Annotated in this window: 16 protein-coding genes; 3 read left to right on the top strand and 13 right to left on the bottom strand. The window is 64.6% G+C overall.

Annotated elements, in window-relative coordinates; all coding sequences use genetic code 11:
* Positions 1–57 precede the first annotated feature (57 nt).
* From X268_RS08190 to X268_RS08175, 4 genes are all read right to left on the bottom strand, one after another.
* Positions 58–1,251: an efflux RND transporter periplasmic adaptor subunit gene (locus X268_RS08190; RefSeq protein ID WP_164937610.1), complete on the bottom strand. Its 1,194-nt coding sequence runs from the start codon at positions 1,249–1,251 to the stop codon at positions 58–60.
* Position 1,252: 1 nt separating this feature from the next.
* On the bottom strand, positions 1,253–1,954 hold the full coding sequence (locus X268_RS08185; protein WP_128929192.1) for a TetR/AcrR family transcriptional regulator: 702 nt from the start codon (positions 1,952–1,954) through the stop codon (positions 1,253–1,255).
* 147 nt (positions 1,955–2,101) lie between these two features.
* A complete protein-coding gene (locus X268_RS08180; protein WP_128924455.1) occupies positions 2,102–2,692 on the bottom strand; it encodes a thiamine pyrophosphate-dependent enzyme in 591 nt (196 codons plus the stop codon).
* A complete protein-coding gene (locus tag X268_RS08175; RefSeq protein WP_128924454.1) occupies positions 2,689–3,231 on the bottom strand; it encodes a phosphonopyruvate decarboxylase in 543 nt (180 codons plus the stop codon). Before X268_RS08175 ends, X268_RS08180 begins: the two co-directional genes overlap by 4 nt.
* A gap of 106 nt (positions 3,232–3,337) precedes the next feature.
* Here X268_RS08175 and X268_RS08170 point away from each other — a divergent pair, with 106 nt between their 5' ends.
* The 3 genes from X268_RS08170 (at position 3,338) to X268_RS08160 (ending at position 7,916) form a co-directional block, all read left to right on the top strand.
* Positions 3,338–4,558 carry a cytochrome P450 gene (locus X268_RS08170; RefSeq protein ID WP_128924453.1) on the top strand — a complete coding sequence of 407 codons (1,221 nt, stop codon included), beginning with the start codon at positions 3,338–3,340 and terminating at the stop codon, positions 4,556–4,558.
* Positions 4,559–4,750: 192 nt separating this feature from the next.
* Positions 4,751–5,965, top strand: coding sequence for an ornithine--oxo-acid transaminase (rocD, locus tag X268_RS08165; RefSeq protein WP_128924452.1), 1,215 nt, complete (start codon positions 4,751–4,753; stop codon positions 5,963–5,965).
* 463 nt (positions 5,966–6,428) lie between these two features.
* Positions 6,429–7,916, top strand: a complete 1,488-nt coding sequence (locus tag X268_RS08160) for a Spy/CpxP family protein refolding chaperone (RefSeq protein ID WP_245477813.1) — start codon at positions 6,429–6,431, stop codon at positions 7,914–7,916.
* Positions 7,917–7,934: 18 nt separating this feature from the next.
* Here X268_RS08160 and X268_RS08155 read toward each other — a convergent pair whose 3' ends face one another.
* The 9 genes from X268_RS08155 to X268_RS08115 form a co-directional block, all read right to left on the bottom strand.
* Positions 7,935–8,798, bottom strand: coding sequence for a sugar phosphate isomerase/epimerase family protein (locus tag X268_RS08155; protein ID WP_128924450.1), 864 nt, complete (start codon positions 8,796–8,798; stop codon positions 7,935–7,937).
* Positions 8,798–9,988: a dihydrodipicolinate synthase family protein gene (locus X268_RS08150; RefSeq protein ID WP_128924449.1), complete on the bottom strand. Its 1,191-nt coding sequence runs from the start codon at positions 9,986–9,988 to the stop codon at positions 8,798–8,800. The genes X268_RS08155 and X268_RS08150 overlap by 1 nt, the downstream gene beginning before the upstream one ends.
* Before the next feature lie 10 nt (positions 9,989–9,998).
* Positions 9,999–11,150 (bottom strand): Gfo/Idh/MocA family protein, encoded by a 1,152-nt coding sequence (locus X268_RS08145; protein WP_128924448.1) that lies wholly within the window; start codon positions 11,148–11,150, stop codon positions 9,999–10,001.
* Positions 11,147–12,544, bottom strand: a complete 1,398-nt coding sequence (locus X268_RS08140; protein WP_128924447.1) for an enolase-like domain-containing protein — start codon at positions 12,542–12,544, stop codon at positions 11,147–11,149. The genes X268_RS08145 and X268_RS08140 overlap by 4 nt, the downstream gene beginning before the upstream one ends.
* Positions 12,545–12,548: 4 nt before the next feature.
* Positions 12,549–13,391 carry an ABC transporter ATP-binding protein gene (locus X268_RS08135; RefSeq protein ID WP_128924446.1) on the bottom strand — a complete coding sequence of 281 codons (843 nt, stop codon included), beginning with the start codon at positions 13,389–13,391 and terminating at the stop codon, positions 12,549–12,551.
* A 121-nt stretch (positions 13,392–13,512) separates the two neighbouring features.
* On the bottom strand, positions 13,513–14,505 hold the full coding sequence (locus X268_RS08130) for an ABC transporter substrate-binding protein (protein ID WP_128924445.1): 993 nt from the start codon (positions 14,503–14,505) through the stop codon (positions 13,513–13,515).
* Between the two features lie 53 nt (positions 14,506–14,558).
* A complete protein-coding gene (locus X268_RS08125; RefSeq protein WP_128924444.1) occupies positions 14,559–15,368 on the bottom strand; it encodes an ABC transporter permease in 810 nt (269 codons plus the stop codon).
* Positions 15,369–15,537: 169 nt separating this feature from the next.
* A complete protein-coding gene (locus X268_RS08120) occupies positions 15,538–16,245 on the bottom strand; it encodes a TetR/AcrR family transcriptional regulator (RefSeq protein WP_208764430.1) in 708 nt (235 codons plus the stop codon).
* Between the two features lie 180 nt (positions 16,246–16,425).
* Positions 16,426–17,274: a VOC family protein gene (locus X268_RS08115; protein WP_128924443.1), complete on the bottom strand. Its 849-nt coding sequence runs from the start codon at positions 17,272–17,274 to the stop codon at positions 16,426–16,428.
* Between the last annotated feature and the right edge of the window lie 74 nt (positions 17,275–17,348).

Here is a 17,348-nt window from a genome sequence, read left to right as displayed (position 1 = left end):
CGATTTCCTTGTCTCAAGAAGCGTGATCCGGCCGGGCCGGATCACGTGAGGATGTTGTCAGTAGCGCGGCGGCTGCGCCGGGATCGGCGGAGCCGGATCAGTCGAGATCGCCACCGCCGCACCGGATTGCAGCTTGAGCTGGCCGACGGCGACGACCTTATCGCCTGCCTTCAGGCCCTTGACGATTTCGACCCGACCTTCGACCCGATTGCCGGTCTGCACGAAAGTGCGCACCGCGGAGAGGCTGGTCTTGCCGTCCGCTTCCTTCTTCTCGGTGATCACGAACACCGAGTCGCCGTACAGCGTGTAGTCAACCGCCGTCTCCGGAACGGTGATCACGGCCGGTTTCTCCGGCAGCACCACCGTGGTGGTGACGAACATGCCGGGCTTCAGGATCTTCTCAGGATTGGCGATCGTCGCCTGCACGCGAATGTTGCGGGTGTCGGCGGCGATCTGCGGCTCGATGGTGGTAATCTTGCCTTCGAAGGTACGGCCTGGATAGGCGTCGACCTTCAGCCGGACCGTCTGGCCGACCTTGAGGCTGCCAGAATCCTTTTCGGTCACCGTGAAGTTGGCCCACAGCTCCGACAGATCGGTCAGCGAGACGATGGCGGTGCCGGCCGTGAGGTACTGGCCGACCTCGACCTTGCGCATGCCGAGCTCGCCGGCGAAAGGCGCACGCACCAGCTTCTGCGAGATCAAGGCTTCGGTCTTGGAGATGCCCGCCTGCGCCTGGTCGTAAGCGGCCTGCGCCTGGTCGACGGTCCCCTGCGGGCCGAATTGGCGCGAAGCCAGCTGCTTGGCGCGGTCGAGCGACAGCTGCGCGACGGTTGCCTGGGCCTTGTAATTGGCGAGGTCGCCCTGCTCCGGCGCATCGAACAGCTGCACCAGGGGTGTGCCGGCTTCGATGCGCGTGCCTGGCTCGAACTTGATGTCGGTGACGCGGCCGTTGACGTCGGCACTGACGTCGACCTGATGCACAGCGACGAGGCTGCCGACCGCGGTGAGCAGGTTCGGCACCACCTCAGACTTCGCCTCGGCCGCGCTGACGGAGGTCGGCGGCGGCTTGTTGTTGGCGAAGAACTGCTTGATCATCTGGCCGCGGAAATAATTGAACCAGACCAGACCGCCCACCAACGCGGCCAGAAGCGTGCCGACGATGATGAACCAGAGCACCGGCCGGACCGGACGCTTGGGAGCCTTGTTGTCGATTGGTTCGCCCGAAATCTTGTGTTCGGCTACGATGTTCATGTCATGCACTTTCTGCAATCGCCGTTCTGCCGGCATCCGCGGCCTGATTGTGGCTCAGATGCGAAGCAATTGCGGCGTCGTTAAGTCCGATACCCCTCAGGAGAAATTCACACAGCTGCCGCTCGAGGTCTTCCGCCCTGCCGTAGACGAGGCAGGGCGTGGCCGGCAGCCTGGTCAGCGCGGCAGTCATCACCGTGTGATGCGCAAACCAGAACAGGTTGAGCGGTTCGCCGCCGTATGGACGCGCGTCACCGCTGGCAACGGCACGTTCGAGCGAGGCGACGAAGATCGACCCGATCAGCGTCTCGATCTTTGCATACAGCAAACGGGCGAATTCGCCATCATCCAAATGGCTCGTGGCCATCAGTCGCAGGCGCTGCGCCTCTTCCTGATCCGGACCATCTGCGATGTGCAGGAAATGCTGGACCATGCCGCGGATCACTTCGACCAGCGTCGCGGTCGAAGGCTCGCGTTCGAGCAGCTCGGTGAGCGCCGGGTCGGCTTCGCATTCGTCGCTGAGGATCTCGGCGTAGAGCGCCGCCTTGGACGGGAAATGCTTGAACAGCAGCGCCTCGGAAATGGCCGCGGCAGCCGCCACGCTCTTCGTCGTGGTGCCGTTATAGCCATGTCGGGCAAAGCAGCGTTTCGCGGCACCGAGGATCAATTGACGCCTCAGGTCGCTCGTCATACGCAATGAGCTCATGCTTAGTGAGTAAGCACTCACCCACGCAAAAGTCAAGCACTATGTTGCATCGCAACCTAAGTGCGTTGTAATTTCAGTAGAAATTGGACCCTCCTGCACGGGTCACGTGCAGGACTGGGCGCCCCAAGGAATGGGTAGCCTCCACACCTAGATCGGCTGGAATCCGAGATCGCCGCGGATCCGGTTGAGGATATAAGTCCCATCCCGCGTTGGCAAAATCCGCTCGAGGCCCGCGCTGTCGATCTTCACATTGGCAAAGCGCGGACCCGCGGAAACGTCGTGGACGGCTTTGGCGAAGGCCTCGACTTCGGCCATGGTCGTGACAGCCCGGCTGTCCTTGATGCCGCAGGCCTTGGCGACGCCGACGAGATCGGCGGCGGTCGAGGTGTGGCTGGTCTGGCCGCCGGTCTCGCCATAGGCCTCATTGTCGAGCACTGCGATCGAGAGGTTGGACGGCTTCTGCAGGCCGATCGTGGCAAGGCTGCCCATGCCCATCAGCATCTCGCCGTCGCCGGTGATGACCAATACCGGCAGCTTCGGCTGCGCCAGCGCCAGGCCGAGGCCGATCATCGCGGCCCCGCCCATGCCGCCCCAGAGATAGAAGTTGCGGGCGTGGTCGCCGGCCGCGCACATGTCGTTGGTGGAGGCCCCGAGGCCGCCGATCGCGACTGCGTCCTTGCGGTGCGCCAGCAGCGTGGACACCACCTGCCGGCGGTCGAGGAGATTGGCCTTGCTCATTTGGTGAAAACCTTGGCGCCGATCAGGCGCTGCGACAGAAGGACGGCGGTGGGCGTCAGCGCGTTGTAGGCCTGCGATGCAGCCGCTTGCAGCACGGCCGGCACCTCGGCCGCGTTGGAGGCGCGCAGCACCTGGACACCGGAGAGCTCGAACACGCCCTGCGTGGTCGATCCCATCGGCACCTGCCACGGGTTGAACTCGCCCCACTCGCCGCGCATGGTCACGAGGGTGAGGAACGGAAAGCGCAGGATCGGGATCAGCGACAGCATGTTGATGCAATTGCCGACGCCGCTCGACTGCATCAGCAGCACGCCGCGCTGTCCGCCGGCCCAGGCGCCCGCAAGCAGCGCCACGCCCTCCTCCTCCGTGGTCAGGGGAATGCCGCGCATGGTGGACGAGGCCAACACGCAATTGATCAGCTTGGCATGGCCGGCATCGGGCACGTAAGGCACCTGCCGGACGTCGAAGCGTTGCAGGGTCGCAAAAATATCGTCGGGCCAATTCGGGGCCGTCTCGGCAGCATCAGCGTGGGCGTGCATTTTCCTGTCCGGTCGGCTAGCAAATACGCCACGACTGTAGACGCATGCTTGCGTCCACCAGAACAACAAAAAAGGCATAACGGATTTAACCGGCGAGTATAGCGGGATGAACGCAAATGCGAAGGAGTTGGCGGCAAGCTTCGATCTCGAGAAGCTGACGCCCGAGTTCTACGACGACCCCTATCCGACCTATCGTGCACTGCGGGAGAACGAGCCGGTCAAGCGCCTGCGCAGCGGCACCGTGTTCCTGACCCGCTATGACGATCTCGTCACCACCTACAAGAACACCAAGGCGTTCAGCTCGGACAAGAAGCGCGAGTTCGCGCCGAAATACGGCGACACGCCGCTCTACGAGCATCACACCACGAGCCTCGTCTTCAACGATCCGCCCGTCCATACCCGCGTGCGGCGCCTGATCATGGGCGCGCTGTCGCCGAGAGCGATCGCCGGAATGGAAGGCGATCTCGTCAAGCTCATCGACGGCCTGCTCGACGCCATCGCGGCCAAGGGCCATTGCGAGCTGATCGAGGATTTCGCCGCGTCCATCCCCATCGAGGTGATCGGCAATCTGCTCGACGTTCCCCATGACGAGCGCGGGCCGCTGCGCGACTGGTCGCTGGCGATCCTCGGCGCGCTCGAACCCGTGGTGTCGCCTGAAGCCGCCGCGCGCGGCAACGACGCGGTGCAGGATTTCCTCGCCTATCTGGAAACGCTGGTTGCGCGCAGGCGCCAGAAGCCGGGCAATCCCGAGCGCGACGTGCTGACGCGTTTGATCCAGGGGGAAGAGAACGGCGAGCGGCTGACCGAGAAGGAGCTGCTGCACAATTGCATCTTCCTGCTCAATGCCGGCCACGAGACCACCACCAATCTGATCGGCAACGGCCTCGTGGCCTTGGATCGGCATCCCGACCAGAAGCAGCGCCTGATCGACAGTCCGGATCTGATCAAGACTGCCGTCGAGGAGATGCTGCGCTACGAGAGTTCCAACCAGCTCGGCAACCGCATGACCACCGAGAAGGTTGAGCTCGGCGGCGTCATGCTCGATGCCGGCACCTCGGTGACGCTGTGCATTGGCGCGGCCAACCGCGATCCCGCGCAGTTTCCCGACCCCGAACGCTTCGACATCGCGCGCACGCCGAACCGGCATCTCGCCTTCGCCACCGGCGCGCATCAATGCGCCGGCATGGCGCTGGCGCGGCTCGAAGGCGCAATTGCGATCTCGCGCTTCCTGGCCCGCTTCCCCAATTATGCCGTGAGCGGCCAGCCGGTGCGCGGCGGACGGGTGCGCTTCCGCGGCTTTCTGAGCGTGCCCTGCGCGATTGGCTGAGGGCTCGACACCAAAAATTGCGAAAACAACCCCATGCACAGTAGATAACCCTCTGATACTTTTGACAAATCAGATAGGCTCCACCATCGGACGCATGAAGACTTCCAAGGCGGCAAGTTGATACCCAGATCAAGCTGAGCGCCGGCGGTGCAGTCGTTGACGCCGCCGTGTGCGGCCATGGAGTGACGACAGATGAGTTCGTCGGTCATTGATTTCATCGCAACAGAAGCACGCTTCGGCGCCCGCAATTACGAGCCGATCGGGGTCGTCCTGTCGCGCGGCGAAGGTGTCTGGGTCTGGGATACCGAAGGCAAGCGTTATCTGGATTGCCTCTCGGCCTATTCGGCGGTCAGCCAGGGCCACTGCCACCCCAAGATCCTGGCCGCGATGGTCGAACAGGCGCACAGGCTGACGCTCACCTCGCGCGCCTTCCACAACGACCAACTCGCCTTGTTCTATGAGGAGATCGCGGCGCTCACCGGTTCCCACAAGGTGCTGCCGATGAACAGCGGCGCCGAGGCGGTCGAAAGCGCGATCAAGGCGGTCCGCAAATGGGGCTACGAGGTGAAGGGCGTGCCGGACGGCCAGGCCGAGATCATCGTCTGTGCCAACAATTTCCACGGACGCACGCTGGGCGTCGTCGGCTTTTCAACCGATCCCGAGACACGCGGACACTTTGGGCCGTTCGCGCCAGGCTTCAAGATCATCCCGTTCGGCGACGCTGCGGCGTTTGAGGCAGCTATCAACCCAAATACGGTCGCCTTTCTGGTCGAGCCGATTCAGGGCGAAGCCGGTGTCGTCATTCCTCCCGCCGGCTATTTCACCGCGGTCCGGGAGCTCTGCACCGCCAACAACGTGATGCTGGTGCTCGACGAGATCCAGACCGGGCTCGGCCGCACCGGCAAGCTGCTCGCCGAACAGCACGAGGGAATTGAGGCGGACGTGACGCTGCTCGGCAAGGCCCTGTCCGGTGGCTTCTATCCGGTGTCGGCCGTGCTCTCGAACAACGACGTGCTCGGGACTTTGCGACCTGGGCAGCATGGCTCGACCTTCGGCGGCAACCCGCTTGCCTGCGCCGTGGCGCGCGCGGCGATGCGCGTCCTGGTCGAGGAAGGCATGATCGAGAACGCAGCCATCCAGGGCGCGCGCTTTCTCGAGGGCTTGAAGGACATTCGCGCCAATACGATCCGCGAGGTGCGCGGGCGCGGCCTGATGCTGGCGGTCGAGCTGCATCCCGAGGCCGGCCGCGCTCGCCGCTACTGCGAGGCGCTCCAGGCCAAGGGTATCCTCGCCAAGGATACCCATGAGCATACGATCCGTATCGCCCCACCGCTGGTGATCACAAGCGACCAGGTCGACTGGGCACTGGAGCGGCTCGCCACCACCCTGACGCAGGATCTCTCGTGAGGCTGCCTGCGTCGGAAGATCGCAATGCCGACGGCGGCCAAGGACGAACGATTCCGCCAGCTGTGCGTTAAAGATCGTGGGCGATTACGAGCTGGGAGCTACGATCATGCTTCCGCGTGGCGTTTGCCTAAGGGCCGTTTTGGTTGGTGTCTCGATGCTGGGAGCCAGCGTCGGCACTTTCGCTCAGGGACCTCCAGGACATGGAAGGGGCGGACCACCAGGTCCCGCCCCAGCACCGGCAGCGCGGCCAGCAGCACCACCGGCCATGGCCCGCCCGGCTGCGCCGCCAGCCATGGCGCGCCCCGCCGCGCCGGCCTTCCATCCACCTTCCATGCCGCAGCGACCGGCAATGGCGCCACGTCCGGCGCCGCATATGGCCTCACCTCCACCGCGTCCGACCCCGCACTTCGCTGCACCGCGGCCCCAATTTCATCGGGCGCCGGCAGCACCGCAACGCCCGGCGATGGCACCGCGGCCGACGCCGCACATCGCCGCCCCCTCGGCCGTTCCCTCGCGGCCCAGCGGACCGCCGGCCGCGAGCGAGCGGCTGTCGCGGCGGGGTCAGATCGAACAGCGCGCACAACAGCGCCAGCAGCAAATTCAGCAGCGCCACCAGATGGTGCAGCAGCACCAGCGCGAGATGCTGTCGCGCCAAACTACGGAACGCCAGACCCGCATTGATCGCCTGCAGCAGCGCGTGCAGCAACTCCAGTCGCAGAAGCCGGAAGGCGCAAGGGCGCTGCGCGAGCAGCAACGGATGCTCCAGACGCAGAACCGCTTGCTCGCGCGTGAGCAGCGCGCGCAGCAAAGCGACCTGGCGCGCCAGCAGCGGCTTGGAGTGCAAGCTCCGGCCGGGCGGGCGCCAGCGACCACTGCCGCTGCCGCGGCCGCCGCGCAGGCCGGCCAGCGCGGGCGGTTTGCGGAGCGCTTCCGCGAGCAGGCCCCCGCGCAACAAGCTCAGGCCGCGCTCACCACCCGCCAGAGCGGGTGGGCTCCCCGGCAGGCGTGGCGACATCGGCATCCCGCGGTGTTCGTGGCTTGGCTTGGGCCCGTGTTCTGGCCTTATGCCTACTCGGACATTTTCGACTACACATTCTGGTCCTACGCTTACGAGCCCGGCTATTGGGCGTACGCCTACGACGACTTCGTCGACACCGTATTCTGGGGTGGCGACGACCCTTACTCCGCTTATGCCAGCACCAATCCTTATGACTACCCGCAAGCCGGCGGCAGCTACCGCGCGCGCCAGCGTGCCAGCGTGAGCCCGCAGACGGTTCAGCAATTGTGCGCCACACCGGATAGGGGCGTGACGGCCTGGCCGCTTGCCGATATCGCACGGGCGGTGCGGCCGACGCCGGAGCAACGCGGATTATTGGACGAGCTCAAGACGGCGGCGGCCAACGCTGCCGGTGTGTTCAAGGACTCCTGCACGGAGACTTATGCACTGACCCCGCCCGGCCGCCTGCGCGCGATGGTGAACCGCATCAGCGCGACGCTGGAAGCTGTCAGGATCGTGCGGCCGGCGCTGGAGAATTTCTACAACTCGCTCAGTGACGAACAGCAGGCCCACTTCAACGCGCTTGGCCCCAATGTCGGCGAACGCTCTCCGCAGCAGCAAGCCAACGCCGAAGGCTGTGGCGATCCGAAATCCGGCCTGACCCAGCTGCCGATCGAAAGGATCCAGGCTGTGCTCCACCCGGCCGGCAAGCAGAAGGAGGCGCTCGACCGGCTCAGCGAGGCCACGGCGAAGGGCGTTGAGAGCCTCCAGGCGGCCTGTCCGAACGATGCGCCGCTGACGCCTATTGGACGGCTTGAGACGATGCAACACCGGCTCGAGGCCATGTTGACGGCCGCCAAGCTGGTCGAACCCGCCCTGGACGAATTTTATGCGACGCTGAGCAGCGAGCAGAAGGCGCGGTTCAACAGGTTGCAACAGGTCGCAGGCCCGTGAGGACGTGAGGCGGGAGCTCTACACCACCGTCTGATGGCGCGCGATGCAGGTGCGCAGCACCTCGTCCATCGGTTTGCCCCACCAGTCGTTGGAGAAGATCTCGATCTCGGAATAGCCGGCAAAGCCCTGCGCCTCGACGGCCGCACGCACCGATTTGATGTCGATGACGCCATCGCCCATCATGCCGCGGTCGTTGAGGATGTCTCTTGTCGGCCCCAGCCAGTCGCAGACGTGGAAGGCCAGCAGGCGATCCTGGCCAGCGCGCGCGATCTGGCCCATCAGCTCCGGATCCCACCAGATGTGATAGACATCGAGCGCGACGCCGAGCATGCCGCTACGATCAGGGTCGAGCCGGTCGCAGATGTCGAGCGCCTGCTTCGTCGTGTTCACGCAGGCACGGTCGGCCGCGTAAGCCGGATGCAGCGGCTCGATCGCCAGCGGGAGCTTGGCCTGCCTGGCATAATCGAGCATGTCGGCAAGGGCTTCTTCGACCTGCCCGCGCGCGGCTACAAGATCCTTTGAGGCCTCGCTGCCCGGCCGCGAATATTGCGGCAGGCCGCCGACGACGAGGACGATGCAGGGCGCGCCCAGCGCCTTGGCCTCGTCCACACAGCGGCGGTTGTCGTCGCGAACCTCGCCACGGCGCGAGGCGTCTGAGGTGAACATGCCGCCGCGGCAATAACCCGACAGATCGAGGCCGGCGTCGCGCACTGCACGCACGGCGCGGTCGAGACCGACGCCGGCAACCTGGTCGCGCCAAGGATCGATGGCGCGGATGCCGTGCTTCGCGCAGGCCTCGATGATCTCGACGAGATCACCCTGCTTGCGGACGGTTGCCGTGTTCAGCGACAGCCAGCGATGGTCGGACGAAAAGTCACGCATCAGGATTCGATACCGTGGGTGGCGAGCACGGTCTTCATCCGCTGCGTCGCGAGTTCAGGATTGGCGAGCAGGCCGGCCTTGTCGGCGAGCCGGAACAGTTCGGCCAGATGCAGCGTGGAGCGCGTGCTCTCCTGTCCGCCGACCATGGTGAAATGATCCTGGTGGCCATTGAGATAGGCCATGAACACGACGCCGGTCTTGTAGAACCGCGTCGGCGCCTTGAAGATGTGCCGCGACAGCGGCACCGTCGGCCCGAGCACGTCGTGAAAGCCGGCCTCGTCGCCGGCCGCAAGCCGCGACAGCGCGTAGGACGCCGCCGGCGCGATCGCATCGAAGATGCCGAGCAGCGCATGCGAGAAGCCTTCGCTGTCGCCGGCGATCAGCTCCGCGTAGTTGAAGTCGTCGCCGGTGTACATCTTGATGCGCTTGTCGAGGCGACGGCGCATGTCGATCTCGCGCTGCTTGTCGAGCAGCGAGACCTTCACGCCGTCGACCTTGGCGGCATTGCCGTTGATGATGGCGACAGCCGTGTCCATCGCCTTGTCGAGATCTTTCGTGCCCCAATAGCCGGCCAGCGCGGGATCGAACATGTCGCCGAGCCAGTGGATGATGACGGGCTCGCGAACCTGCGACAGCACGTGATTGTAGACCTTCGCGTAGTCGTCGGCATTGCGGCCGAGCCTTGCCAGCGCGCGCGACGCCATCAGGATGATGCGGCCGCCGACCTTCTCGACCGCCGAAACCTGCTCCTCATAGGCACGGATCACGTCGTCGAGGCTCCTGGCGTCCTCGACCGCGAGATGATCGGTGCCGGCGCCCGAAAACACCAGCGCGTTGCGCCGCTTCGCTGCGGCGACCGACCGCGTGATCAGCTCCAGCGAGGTCGGCCAGTCCAGGCCCATGCCGCGCTGCGCAGTGTCCATCGCTTCGGCAACGCCGAGACCGAGATCCCAGACATGCTCGCGGAAGGCGATGGTCTTGTCCCAGTCGACGGCAACCGACAGCCAGGGATCGTTGTCGGCGAAGGGATCGGCCACGGTGTGCACGGCCGAGAAGGCGATGCGGTTCAGCGGCCCCTCGAGCTTTGCGGGAAACGTGCGCGAGGCCGCGAGCCGATAGGTCTCGATCGAGCGATCGGCCTTCGGCAGCTTCAGCGACAGTGACGACATCGTTTGCACGGGCTTGTTCATGCGCCCCTCCTCAGACCTTGATCGGGGCGACGTCGATCCAGCGCCGCTCCTTCCAGCTCTTCAGCGCGCATTCAGCGAGCTGCACGCCCTTGGCACCTTCGAGCAGTGTGAACTTGTAGGGCGCATCCTCGTAGACGTGGCGGATGAACATCTCCCACTGCTCCTTGAAGCCGTTGTCATAGGTAACGTTGTCGGGCAGCTTCTGCCAGTCGCCGTAGAAATCGTGCAACCGCTTCTCGTCGGGATTCCACACAGGCCTCGGGGTGGCTTGCCGTGCCTGGATCATGCAGTCGGAGAGACCCGCGACCGCCGAGCCGAGCGTGCCGTCAACCTGGAAGGTGACGAGATCGTCGCGATAGACGCGCGTCACCCAGGACATGTTGATATGGGCGATGATGCCGCCTTCGAGCTGGAAGGTCGCGTAGGCGGAATCGTCGGCGGTCGCCTTGTACTTCCTGCCCTGTTCGTCAAACCGTTCGGGGATATCGGTGTTGCCGATGCAGACCACGCTCTGGACATTGCCGAAGAGGTTGTCGAGCACGTAGCGCCAGTGGCAGACCATGTCGAGGATGATGCCGCCGCCGTCCTCGTCGCGGTAGTTCCAGGACGGCCGCTGCGCCTCCTGCCAGCCGCCCTCGAACACCCAATAGCCGAACTCGCCGCGGACCGAGAGGATGCGGCCGAAGAAGCCGGAATCGCGCAGGAAGGCGATCTTCTTCAACCCGGGCAGGAACAGCTTGTCCTGCACTGTGCCGTGCTTGACGCCCTTGGCATTGGCGAGCTTCACGACCTCGACGGCGTCCTCGAAATTGGTCGCGATCGGCTTCTCGCAATAGACATGCTTGCCGGCGTTGATGGCCTGGGTCAGAAGACCGGGACGCGCCTGTGTGGTCGCGGCGTCGAAGAACATGGTGTCGTTCTTGTCAGCGAGCGCCGCGTCGAGGTCGGTGGTCCACCGCGTGATGTTGTAGCGCTTGGCAAGCGCCTCGACCTTCTCGGCGCTGCGGCCGACCAGGATCGGATCGGGCATGACGCAGTCGCCGTTCTTCAGGCGGACGCCGCCCTGGTCGCGGATCGCGACGATCGAGCGAATCAGATGCTGATTGAGCCCCATGCGGCCGGTGACGCCGTTCATGATGAGACCGAGACGTTGGGTGGTCATGCCGATTGCTCCCAGAGTGAATTTAGCTGTTCGAGCGGGCGAAGCGCCGACCAGTCCGGATGGACCGACGTCGCAAAGCCCACTGTGTTGAGCGATCCCGTCAGGAGGTCGCCGTCGTGAATGGAGAGCCGGATGCCCTGCCCGGCATCGGCATAGAGATCGGGATGCGCGGCCGCGAAGGCCTGCGCTTCCGCGGAGGGCGCGTCGCCAAAACCGTCGACATAGTGATGGCCGTTGCGTTCGGCATGGGTGACGCCGATGAAGGCGCCGAGCGCAAGATCCTGCTGCACGGCAAGACCCGCCTGGCAGGTGAGGTCCTCGCCGGTGATGAAGAACCGCCCGCCTTCCGCGCTCCATTTCGCCACGCGTGTGGCGTTGACGATGGACTTGTAGAGCCCCTTGCAGGATTTCGAGGAAATGCCGCGATAGCCGAGCGCCCGCGCCGCCGCAAAGGCATCGTAGGAATCATCGGCCTCGTCGATGATGAAGTCGCGCGCGGCCAGCGCGCCGAGCGCCGACTGCCGCGTGACGTCGCGCGGCATCGGTTGTTCGACATAGAGCAGGCGCGTGGCGATCGGACGCAGCGCGGCGTCATGATCGAGCCGGTCCATCAGCGCCTGCAAAGCGGCGAGATCCGCATATTGCTCGTTGGCATCGAGCGTCACCCGATAGTCGCGCCCGAGCGTATCGAGTTCCTTGCCGATCCGCACCAGCCGCGCTGCATCGGCGACAGGATCACCCGACAGCTTGAGCTTGAAGTACCGCGCCCCGGCGTTCTCGCGCGGATCGGCGACGCCGCCCTCGCCTTCAACGACACCATCAAGGCCGACCGTGTGCCTGATGGCAACACGCTGCAGCGGCACCCGGCCGGCGAGGAACGTCCTGATGTCGTTCTCGCTCAAGTCAGGACAAAGCCGCGCATCGATGCCGGCGATGTTGGCAGCCATTCCGTCGAAGAAGCTGGTCTCGACGGCGCGGAGCAGCGCATCGAGGATCGCCTTGTCGATTTCCGCCGGGCCGTAAGCCGCGGCAAGCGGCGGAATGTTCTTCTTCGCACAGGTCGCGATCTGGGCACCGATGCACGAAGCCTGCAGATCGAACGCGGTCTGATATCCGGTGCGTGCCAGATAAAGCCCACGCGCAATCTCGAGCGATCGTCGCAGGCCGTCGATCGTCTGCGCCGGCGACAGCTCCGGCCGCTTGTCGAACCATTTCGGCACCAGCAGCTCGGCGCTGGCGCCGATCGCAACGCCCCTGCCCTCGACCTCGATCTCGACCCGCAAGAACAGCTGCGGCGTCGCATTGATCGTGATCGCGCCAAAGCGGAACGGTCGCGCGAACTGCACGGGACGCTCGAAGAAGGCGATGTCTCGCAGCTTCAGGCGGGGCGCCATGGTCTTAATCCAATGCACCTTGCGAGAAGAAATGCTTGCGGATGCGTTGCACGATTTCGGTGAAGACTGGGTCGGCCATCACGTCGAGCGAGCGCGGGCGAGGCAGCGGCACGTCGTAGATCGCGGCGACCGCGCCGGGGCGCTCGGTCATGACCAGCACGCGGTCGGCGAGGAACACGGCTTCCGGAATCGAATGCGTGATCAGCAGCACCGTCTTCCTGGTCTCGCGCTGGATCCGCATCAACTCGACATTCATGCGCTCGCGCGTCAGCGCATCGAGCGCGCCGAACGGCTCGTCCATCAGCATGATCCTGGGATCATGCACCAGCGCGCGGCAGATCGAGGCACGCTGCTGCATGCCGCCGGAAAGCTGCCAGGGCAGCTTCTTCTCGAAGCCTTCGAGCCCGACCAGCTTCAGCAGCGACTTGGCGCGGTCGAGATATTCCTGCCGCGGCAGCCGCTTCATGTCGATCGGCAGCATCACGTTGCCCAGGATGTTGCGCCACGGCAGGAGCAACGCGTTCTGGAAGACGATGCCGACATTGCCGTGCGGCGTCATCACCTTCTCGCCCTCGACCAGGATCTCGCCCGTGGTTGGCGGCAGCAGACCGGAGATCAGCTTGAGCAGCGTGGACTTGCCGCAGCCGGAAGGGCCGACCACGACGAAGAACTCGCCGTCATTGATGTGGAAGTCGAGCGGCCGCAGCGACGGCACGTCGCCGTCGCGCGTCCGGTAGGTCTTCGACACGCCCGACAGCTTGATGCCCGACGCATCGCCGGCCCGGTCTGACACCAGGCGCAGATGCCCGGCAGGCTGCAAGGGAGATATCGCTTCTGCTGCTTTCATTCGATCAAGTCCGCTCGACGATACGAACCGTCATTCCGGGATGGTCCGAAGGACCAGACCCGGAATCTCGAGATTCCGGGTTCGCCCTTCGGGCGCCCCGGAATGACAGTGTATGTTGCAATCACGAGCCGCTCTTCGGCAGGTAATCGTTGGTGTAGAAGGCCTTCGGGTTCTCCTTGGCCTTGGCGTCGACCCCGCCATATTCGACCAGCAGATTGACGGTCTCGGTCATGTTCTGGTCGGTGACCTGAAATGGCCGCTTGCTCTTGGTCTCCGCGGTCCGATACAGCGGAATGGTCAGCTCAAAGCCCTGCGTCAGCGTGTCGATCTTGCCGCCCTTCGGGTTGGCATCGAGGATCGACTGCGCGGCGGCCTTCGGCTCCTTCTCGGCTGCCTCGACCGCCTTCGTGGTCGCCGACATGAAGCGGCGGACGAGATCGACATTGGCCTTCACATAGTCGGTATTGGCGATGATGCCTGACGAGACCATGTTGATGCCGTAGTCGGCGAACTTGATCGGATAGACGTCCTTGCCGGTGGCGTCCTTGATCTTCATCGACTGGTCCATGACGTAACCGAGCAGCAGATCGGCCTGGCCGTTGATGACGGCGTTGAGCTTGGTCTGGCCGTCGCCGGCGACGGTCTTGAAGTCGCTCTCCTTCAAGCCGGTCTTCTTGAGGAACAACGGCCAGATCTGCGTCATCGAATCCGCCGGTGTGATCGCCACGGTCTTGCCCTTGATGTCCTCGGGCTTCCTAATGTTCTTGTCGACGAAGCCCATGGCGGACATCGGTGAGGTCTGCAGCAGGACGCCGGTCGCGACCACGGGCGCGCCCTTGATCGCGGCGCGCATCATGGTGGGAACATCGACATAGCCGAAGTCCGCGGTCTTGGCAGCGACGGCCTGCGTGGTCGCAGCCGAGCCGCGGCCTTCCTGAATCTCGAGGTCGATGCCCTCAGCGGCATAAATGCCCTTGGCCTTGCCGTAGTAGAACGGCGCGTGCTCGCCATAGACGTACCAGTTCAGCATCAGCACGACCTTGTCGGCTGCCTGCGCCGGCACGGTTGCGAACGCCATCAGTGCCACGGATGCAACCCCAATCCACCGCTTCATCGTTACTCTCCCTGCGTCGTTATGTTTCGGCCGTTAACGGCCGTTGCTTGAGTTTAAGATGCGAGAATCACGTCCTCGCGCTGGCTGACATGCCAGGGAATGATCAGCTTCTCGATCCGGTCGACGATCCAGAACAGGACCACGCCGAGCAGCGCCAGGATCACCAGCGCGGCGAACATCGTCGGCAGGTCGAAGGTGCCGATCGAGCGCTGCATGACATAGCCGATGCCGGAATTGGAGCCGACGAACTCGCCGACGACGGCGCCGACCACGGCGAGCGTCACCGACACTTTGAGGCCCGAGAAGATCGCCGGCAGCGCATGCGGCAGGTTTACGGCGCGGAACACCTGCAGGCGGCTGCCTTGCATGGCGCGGGCGAGATCGACCATATCCGGGTCGACCGATTTGAAGCCCTGCACCGCGGAGACCACCACCGGGAAGAAGCCGAGCAGGAACGCCGAGATCACCTTCGGAACGATACCGAAGCCGAACCAGACCACGAACAGCGGCGCGATCGCGATCTTCGGCACGGATTGCGAGAACACCAGCAGCGGATAGACGTAGCTCTCCACCGTCTTCGAGCCCGCAATCAGCATCGCGACCGGAATGCCGAACAGCGCCGACAGCAGGAAGCCGCAAACGGTCGCATAGGTGGTCGGCCAGGACTGGCGCAGCAATTCCGGCCATTCGGTCCGCAGCACGGCGACGACATCCAGCGGCGACGGGATCTGGTAGGCGGGGATCTTGAACAGGCGGATCGCCAGATCCCAAGCGACGACGATGAAGACCAGGAACAAGAACGGCCGAACCCAGGCCGCATTCAGCATCCTGGAGATGGCACTTTGTGGCTTCGGCTCGGCCAATTTTCACTCCCGGCAGTCTTCTTCGTTATGGGGAGAAATTAACCCGTTGGATAAATACTGTCCAGAGCTTTCCCTGTGACGTTTTGTGCGGGGGGTTCCGGTACACCAACGTCGTCATTCCGGGGCGATGCGAAGCATCGAACCCGGAATGACAGCAGAGAATGGAGCGCTACACCGTCTGCGCCACCGCGGTGCGCGACTTCGGCGCCTTCGCAATCTCGAACAGCGCGACCGATTGCCCCGTCAATGCCGCCAGCACGAGGCCGACCATGTGCGCCAGCCGCTCGTCCTTGGCCTTCTTGTCCAGCAAATCGCGGCCGAAGATCACGCTCAGTGTTGCCGAGTTCGAGAGGTAGAAGAAGCTGAGTGCCGCGATCGAGATGTAAAGCTGCACCGGATCGACGGCGACCTGGAAATCGCCGGACTCGACGCCGCGCCGCACCACGGCGCGGATCATCTCGACGAAAGGCGAGTGCATCGACTTGACCTTTGTCGATTTCTTCAGGTGCTTCGCGCGCGCGAGGTTCTCGGTCTGGAGCAGCGACAGGAATTCCGGATTGCGCAGGAAGTAATTCCAGGTGAACTCGATCAGGCGCCTGATCGCCTCGGGCGGATCGAGATGTTCGAGATCGAGCCCCCGCTCCTCGCTGCGGATCTTGTCATAGGCGCCTTCGAGCACCGCGAGATAGAGCTGGTCCTTGTTGCCGACGTGGTAATACAGCATGCGCTTGTTGGCGCCGGCCTTGGCCGCAATGCGATCGACGCGCGCGCCGGCGAGGCCATGGGCGGAAAACTCCTGCTTGGCAGCTTCGAGAATGCGCAGCCGCATCCCCTCGGGATCGCGCTGCCATTTCAGAGTTCGCTTTGCCTTCGCCAAACCGGGTGCTCGCTGGGTAGTCTGGATATGGCGTGTAACACGCGCGGGGGCCTTTGAGAACGCTAGGATGTTAGCTCCGTCATTCCGGGGCGCGCCCTCTTGGGTGCGAGCCCGGAATCCATCGGGGCGCAGATGAATGGATTCCGGGCTCGTCGCTTCGCAACGCCCGGAATGACAGAATCACTCCACCGGCTTGGGCGAGCGCTCCAGCAACACCGTCTGGACACCGCAGGTGCCGCTCCGCACCGTCATGATCCGCGTGCCCGGCTTGCGGCCATTGCGGACCTCGGTGACGTCGAGGCCGGCAGCGATCAGGCGGGCGCGCGTGGCATCGATGTCGGCGACCCGCCAGCTCAGGCCCCAGAGCCGGTCATGCATTGGATCGCCGCCGGCGACCGGCCGGCGCACCACCTCGACGATGAGGTCACCGCAGCGGAAGAACAACAGCTGGCCCCAATCCTGGTGCGAGCGGTCGAGCGCCAAATCGAGGCCGAGCCGCGCGCCGTAGAGCGCGGCGGCGCGCTCGGAATCCTCGGTGGTGACCACGACGTGGTCGAGCGCGTCGATCGGCGCGATGTCGGTGGCGACCGAGAGCGGGCGCTCGTCGGCGAGCTCGAGGAAGAACATGCGCACGCCACGCGTGAGTTCCGTGGCGGCTCGCGTGCGCTTCCAGTGCAGCACGTTGCCCGTATCCGTATCGCTGCTTTCGACCTCGGCGACCGGGTCGGGGCTCAAGGCCACCCGCTCCAGCCGCCGGCGCATCCTGCTCACGTCTGCGACACGAAAGCACAGGCTGGCGAGCATGCCCTCCTGGTCATCGAGCAGGGCCCGCATGCGATCCGCAGTGACGCTGAAGCCGCTCGGCGCCATCAGCTCGATCGTCATGTTCGCGAGGGTGAACAGCACGCGGTCGGCGCCCTCGCCCGAATTTTGCCAGGCGGGTGCGCGGGCGAGCAGCGTCTGGTAGGCCGCCTTGGCCGCCCCGATATCTCTTACCAGAACGACGACGTGATCGAGGCCGGTGATCATCTGTCCCCCATTGATCGCGCCTGTCATTGCCCTGGAACCCATGGGCCGAAACACGGCGTTTGTCCGGGCTTGGC

The organism is Bradyrhizobium guangxiense (genome assembly GCF_004114915.1).
Taxonomy (GTDB): Bacteria; Pseudomonadota; Alphaproteobacteria; order Rhizobiales; family Xanthobacteraceae; genus Bradyrhizobium; species Bradyrhizobium guangxiense.
The sequence above is the reverse complement of the archived record's forward strand: the minus strand, read 5'-3'. Positions and strand labels throughout refer to the sequence as shown.

Bases quoted from the DNA above. Each gene is read 5' to 3' on its own strand.
- X268_RS08130 (WP_128924445.1), bottom strand. From the start codon at position 14,505: ATGAAGCGGTGGATTGGGGTTGCATCCGTGGCACTGATGGCGTTCGCA.
- X268_RS08115 (WP_128924443.1), bottom strand. From the start codon at position 17,274: ATGATCACCGGCCTCGATCACGTCGTCGTTCTGGTAAGAGATATCGGG.
- X268_RS08160 (WP_245477813.1), top strand. From the start codon at position 6,429: ATGGCACCGCGGCCGACGCCGCACATCGCCGCCCCCTCGGCCGTTCCC.
- X268_RS08185 (WP_128929192.1), bottom strand. From the start codon at position 1,954: ATGAGCTCATTGCGTATGACGAGCGACCTGAGGCGTCAATTGATCCTC.
- rocD (WP_128924452.1), top strand. From the start codon at position 4,751: ATGAGTTCGTCGGTCATTGATTTCATCGCAACAGAAGCACGCTTCGGC.
- X268_RS08155 (WP_128924450.1), bottom strand. From the start codon at position 8,798: ATGCGTGACTTTTCGTCCGACCATCGCTGGCTGTCGCTGAACACGGCA.
- X268_RS08150 (WP_128924449.1), bottom strand. From the start codon at position 9,988: ATGAACAAGCCCGTGCAAACGATGTCGTCACTGTCGCTGAAGCTGCCG.
- X268_RS08170 (WP_128924453.1), top strand. From the start codon at position 3,338: ATGAACGCAAATGCGAAGGAGTTGGCGGCAAGCTTCGATCTCGAGAAG.
- X268_RS08145 (WP_128924448.1), bottom strand. From the start codon at position 11,150: ATGACCACCCAACGTCTCGGTCTCATCATGAACGGCGTCACCGGCCGC.
- X268_RS08175 (WP_128924454.1), bottom strand. From the start codon at position 3,231: ATGCACGCCCACGCTGATGCTGCCGAGACGGCCCCGAATTGGCCCGAC.
- X268_RS08135 (WP_128924446.1), bottom strand. From the start codon at position 13,391: ATGAAAGCAGCAGAAGCGATATCTCCCTTGCAGCCTGCCGGGCATCTG.
- X268_RS08190 (WP_164937610.1), bottom strand. From the start codon at position 1,251: ATGAACATCGTAGCCGAACACAAGATTTCGGGCGAACCAATCGACAAC.
- X268_RS08140 (WP_128924447.1), bottom strand. From the start codon at position 12,544: ATGGCGCCCCGCCTGAAGCTGCGAGACATCGCCTTCTTCGAGCGTCCC.
- X268_RS08180 (WP_128924455.1), bottom strand. From the start codon at position 2,692: ATGAGCAAGGCCAATCTCCTCGACCGCCGGCAGGTGGTGTCCACGCTG.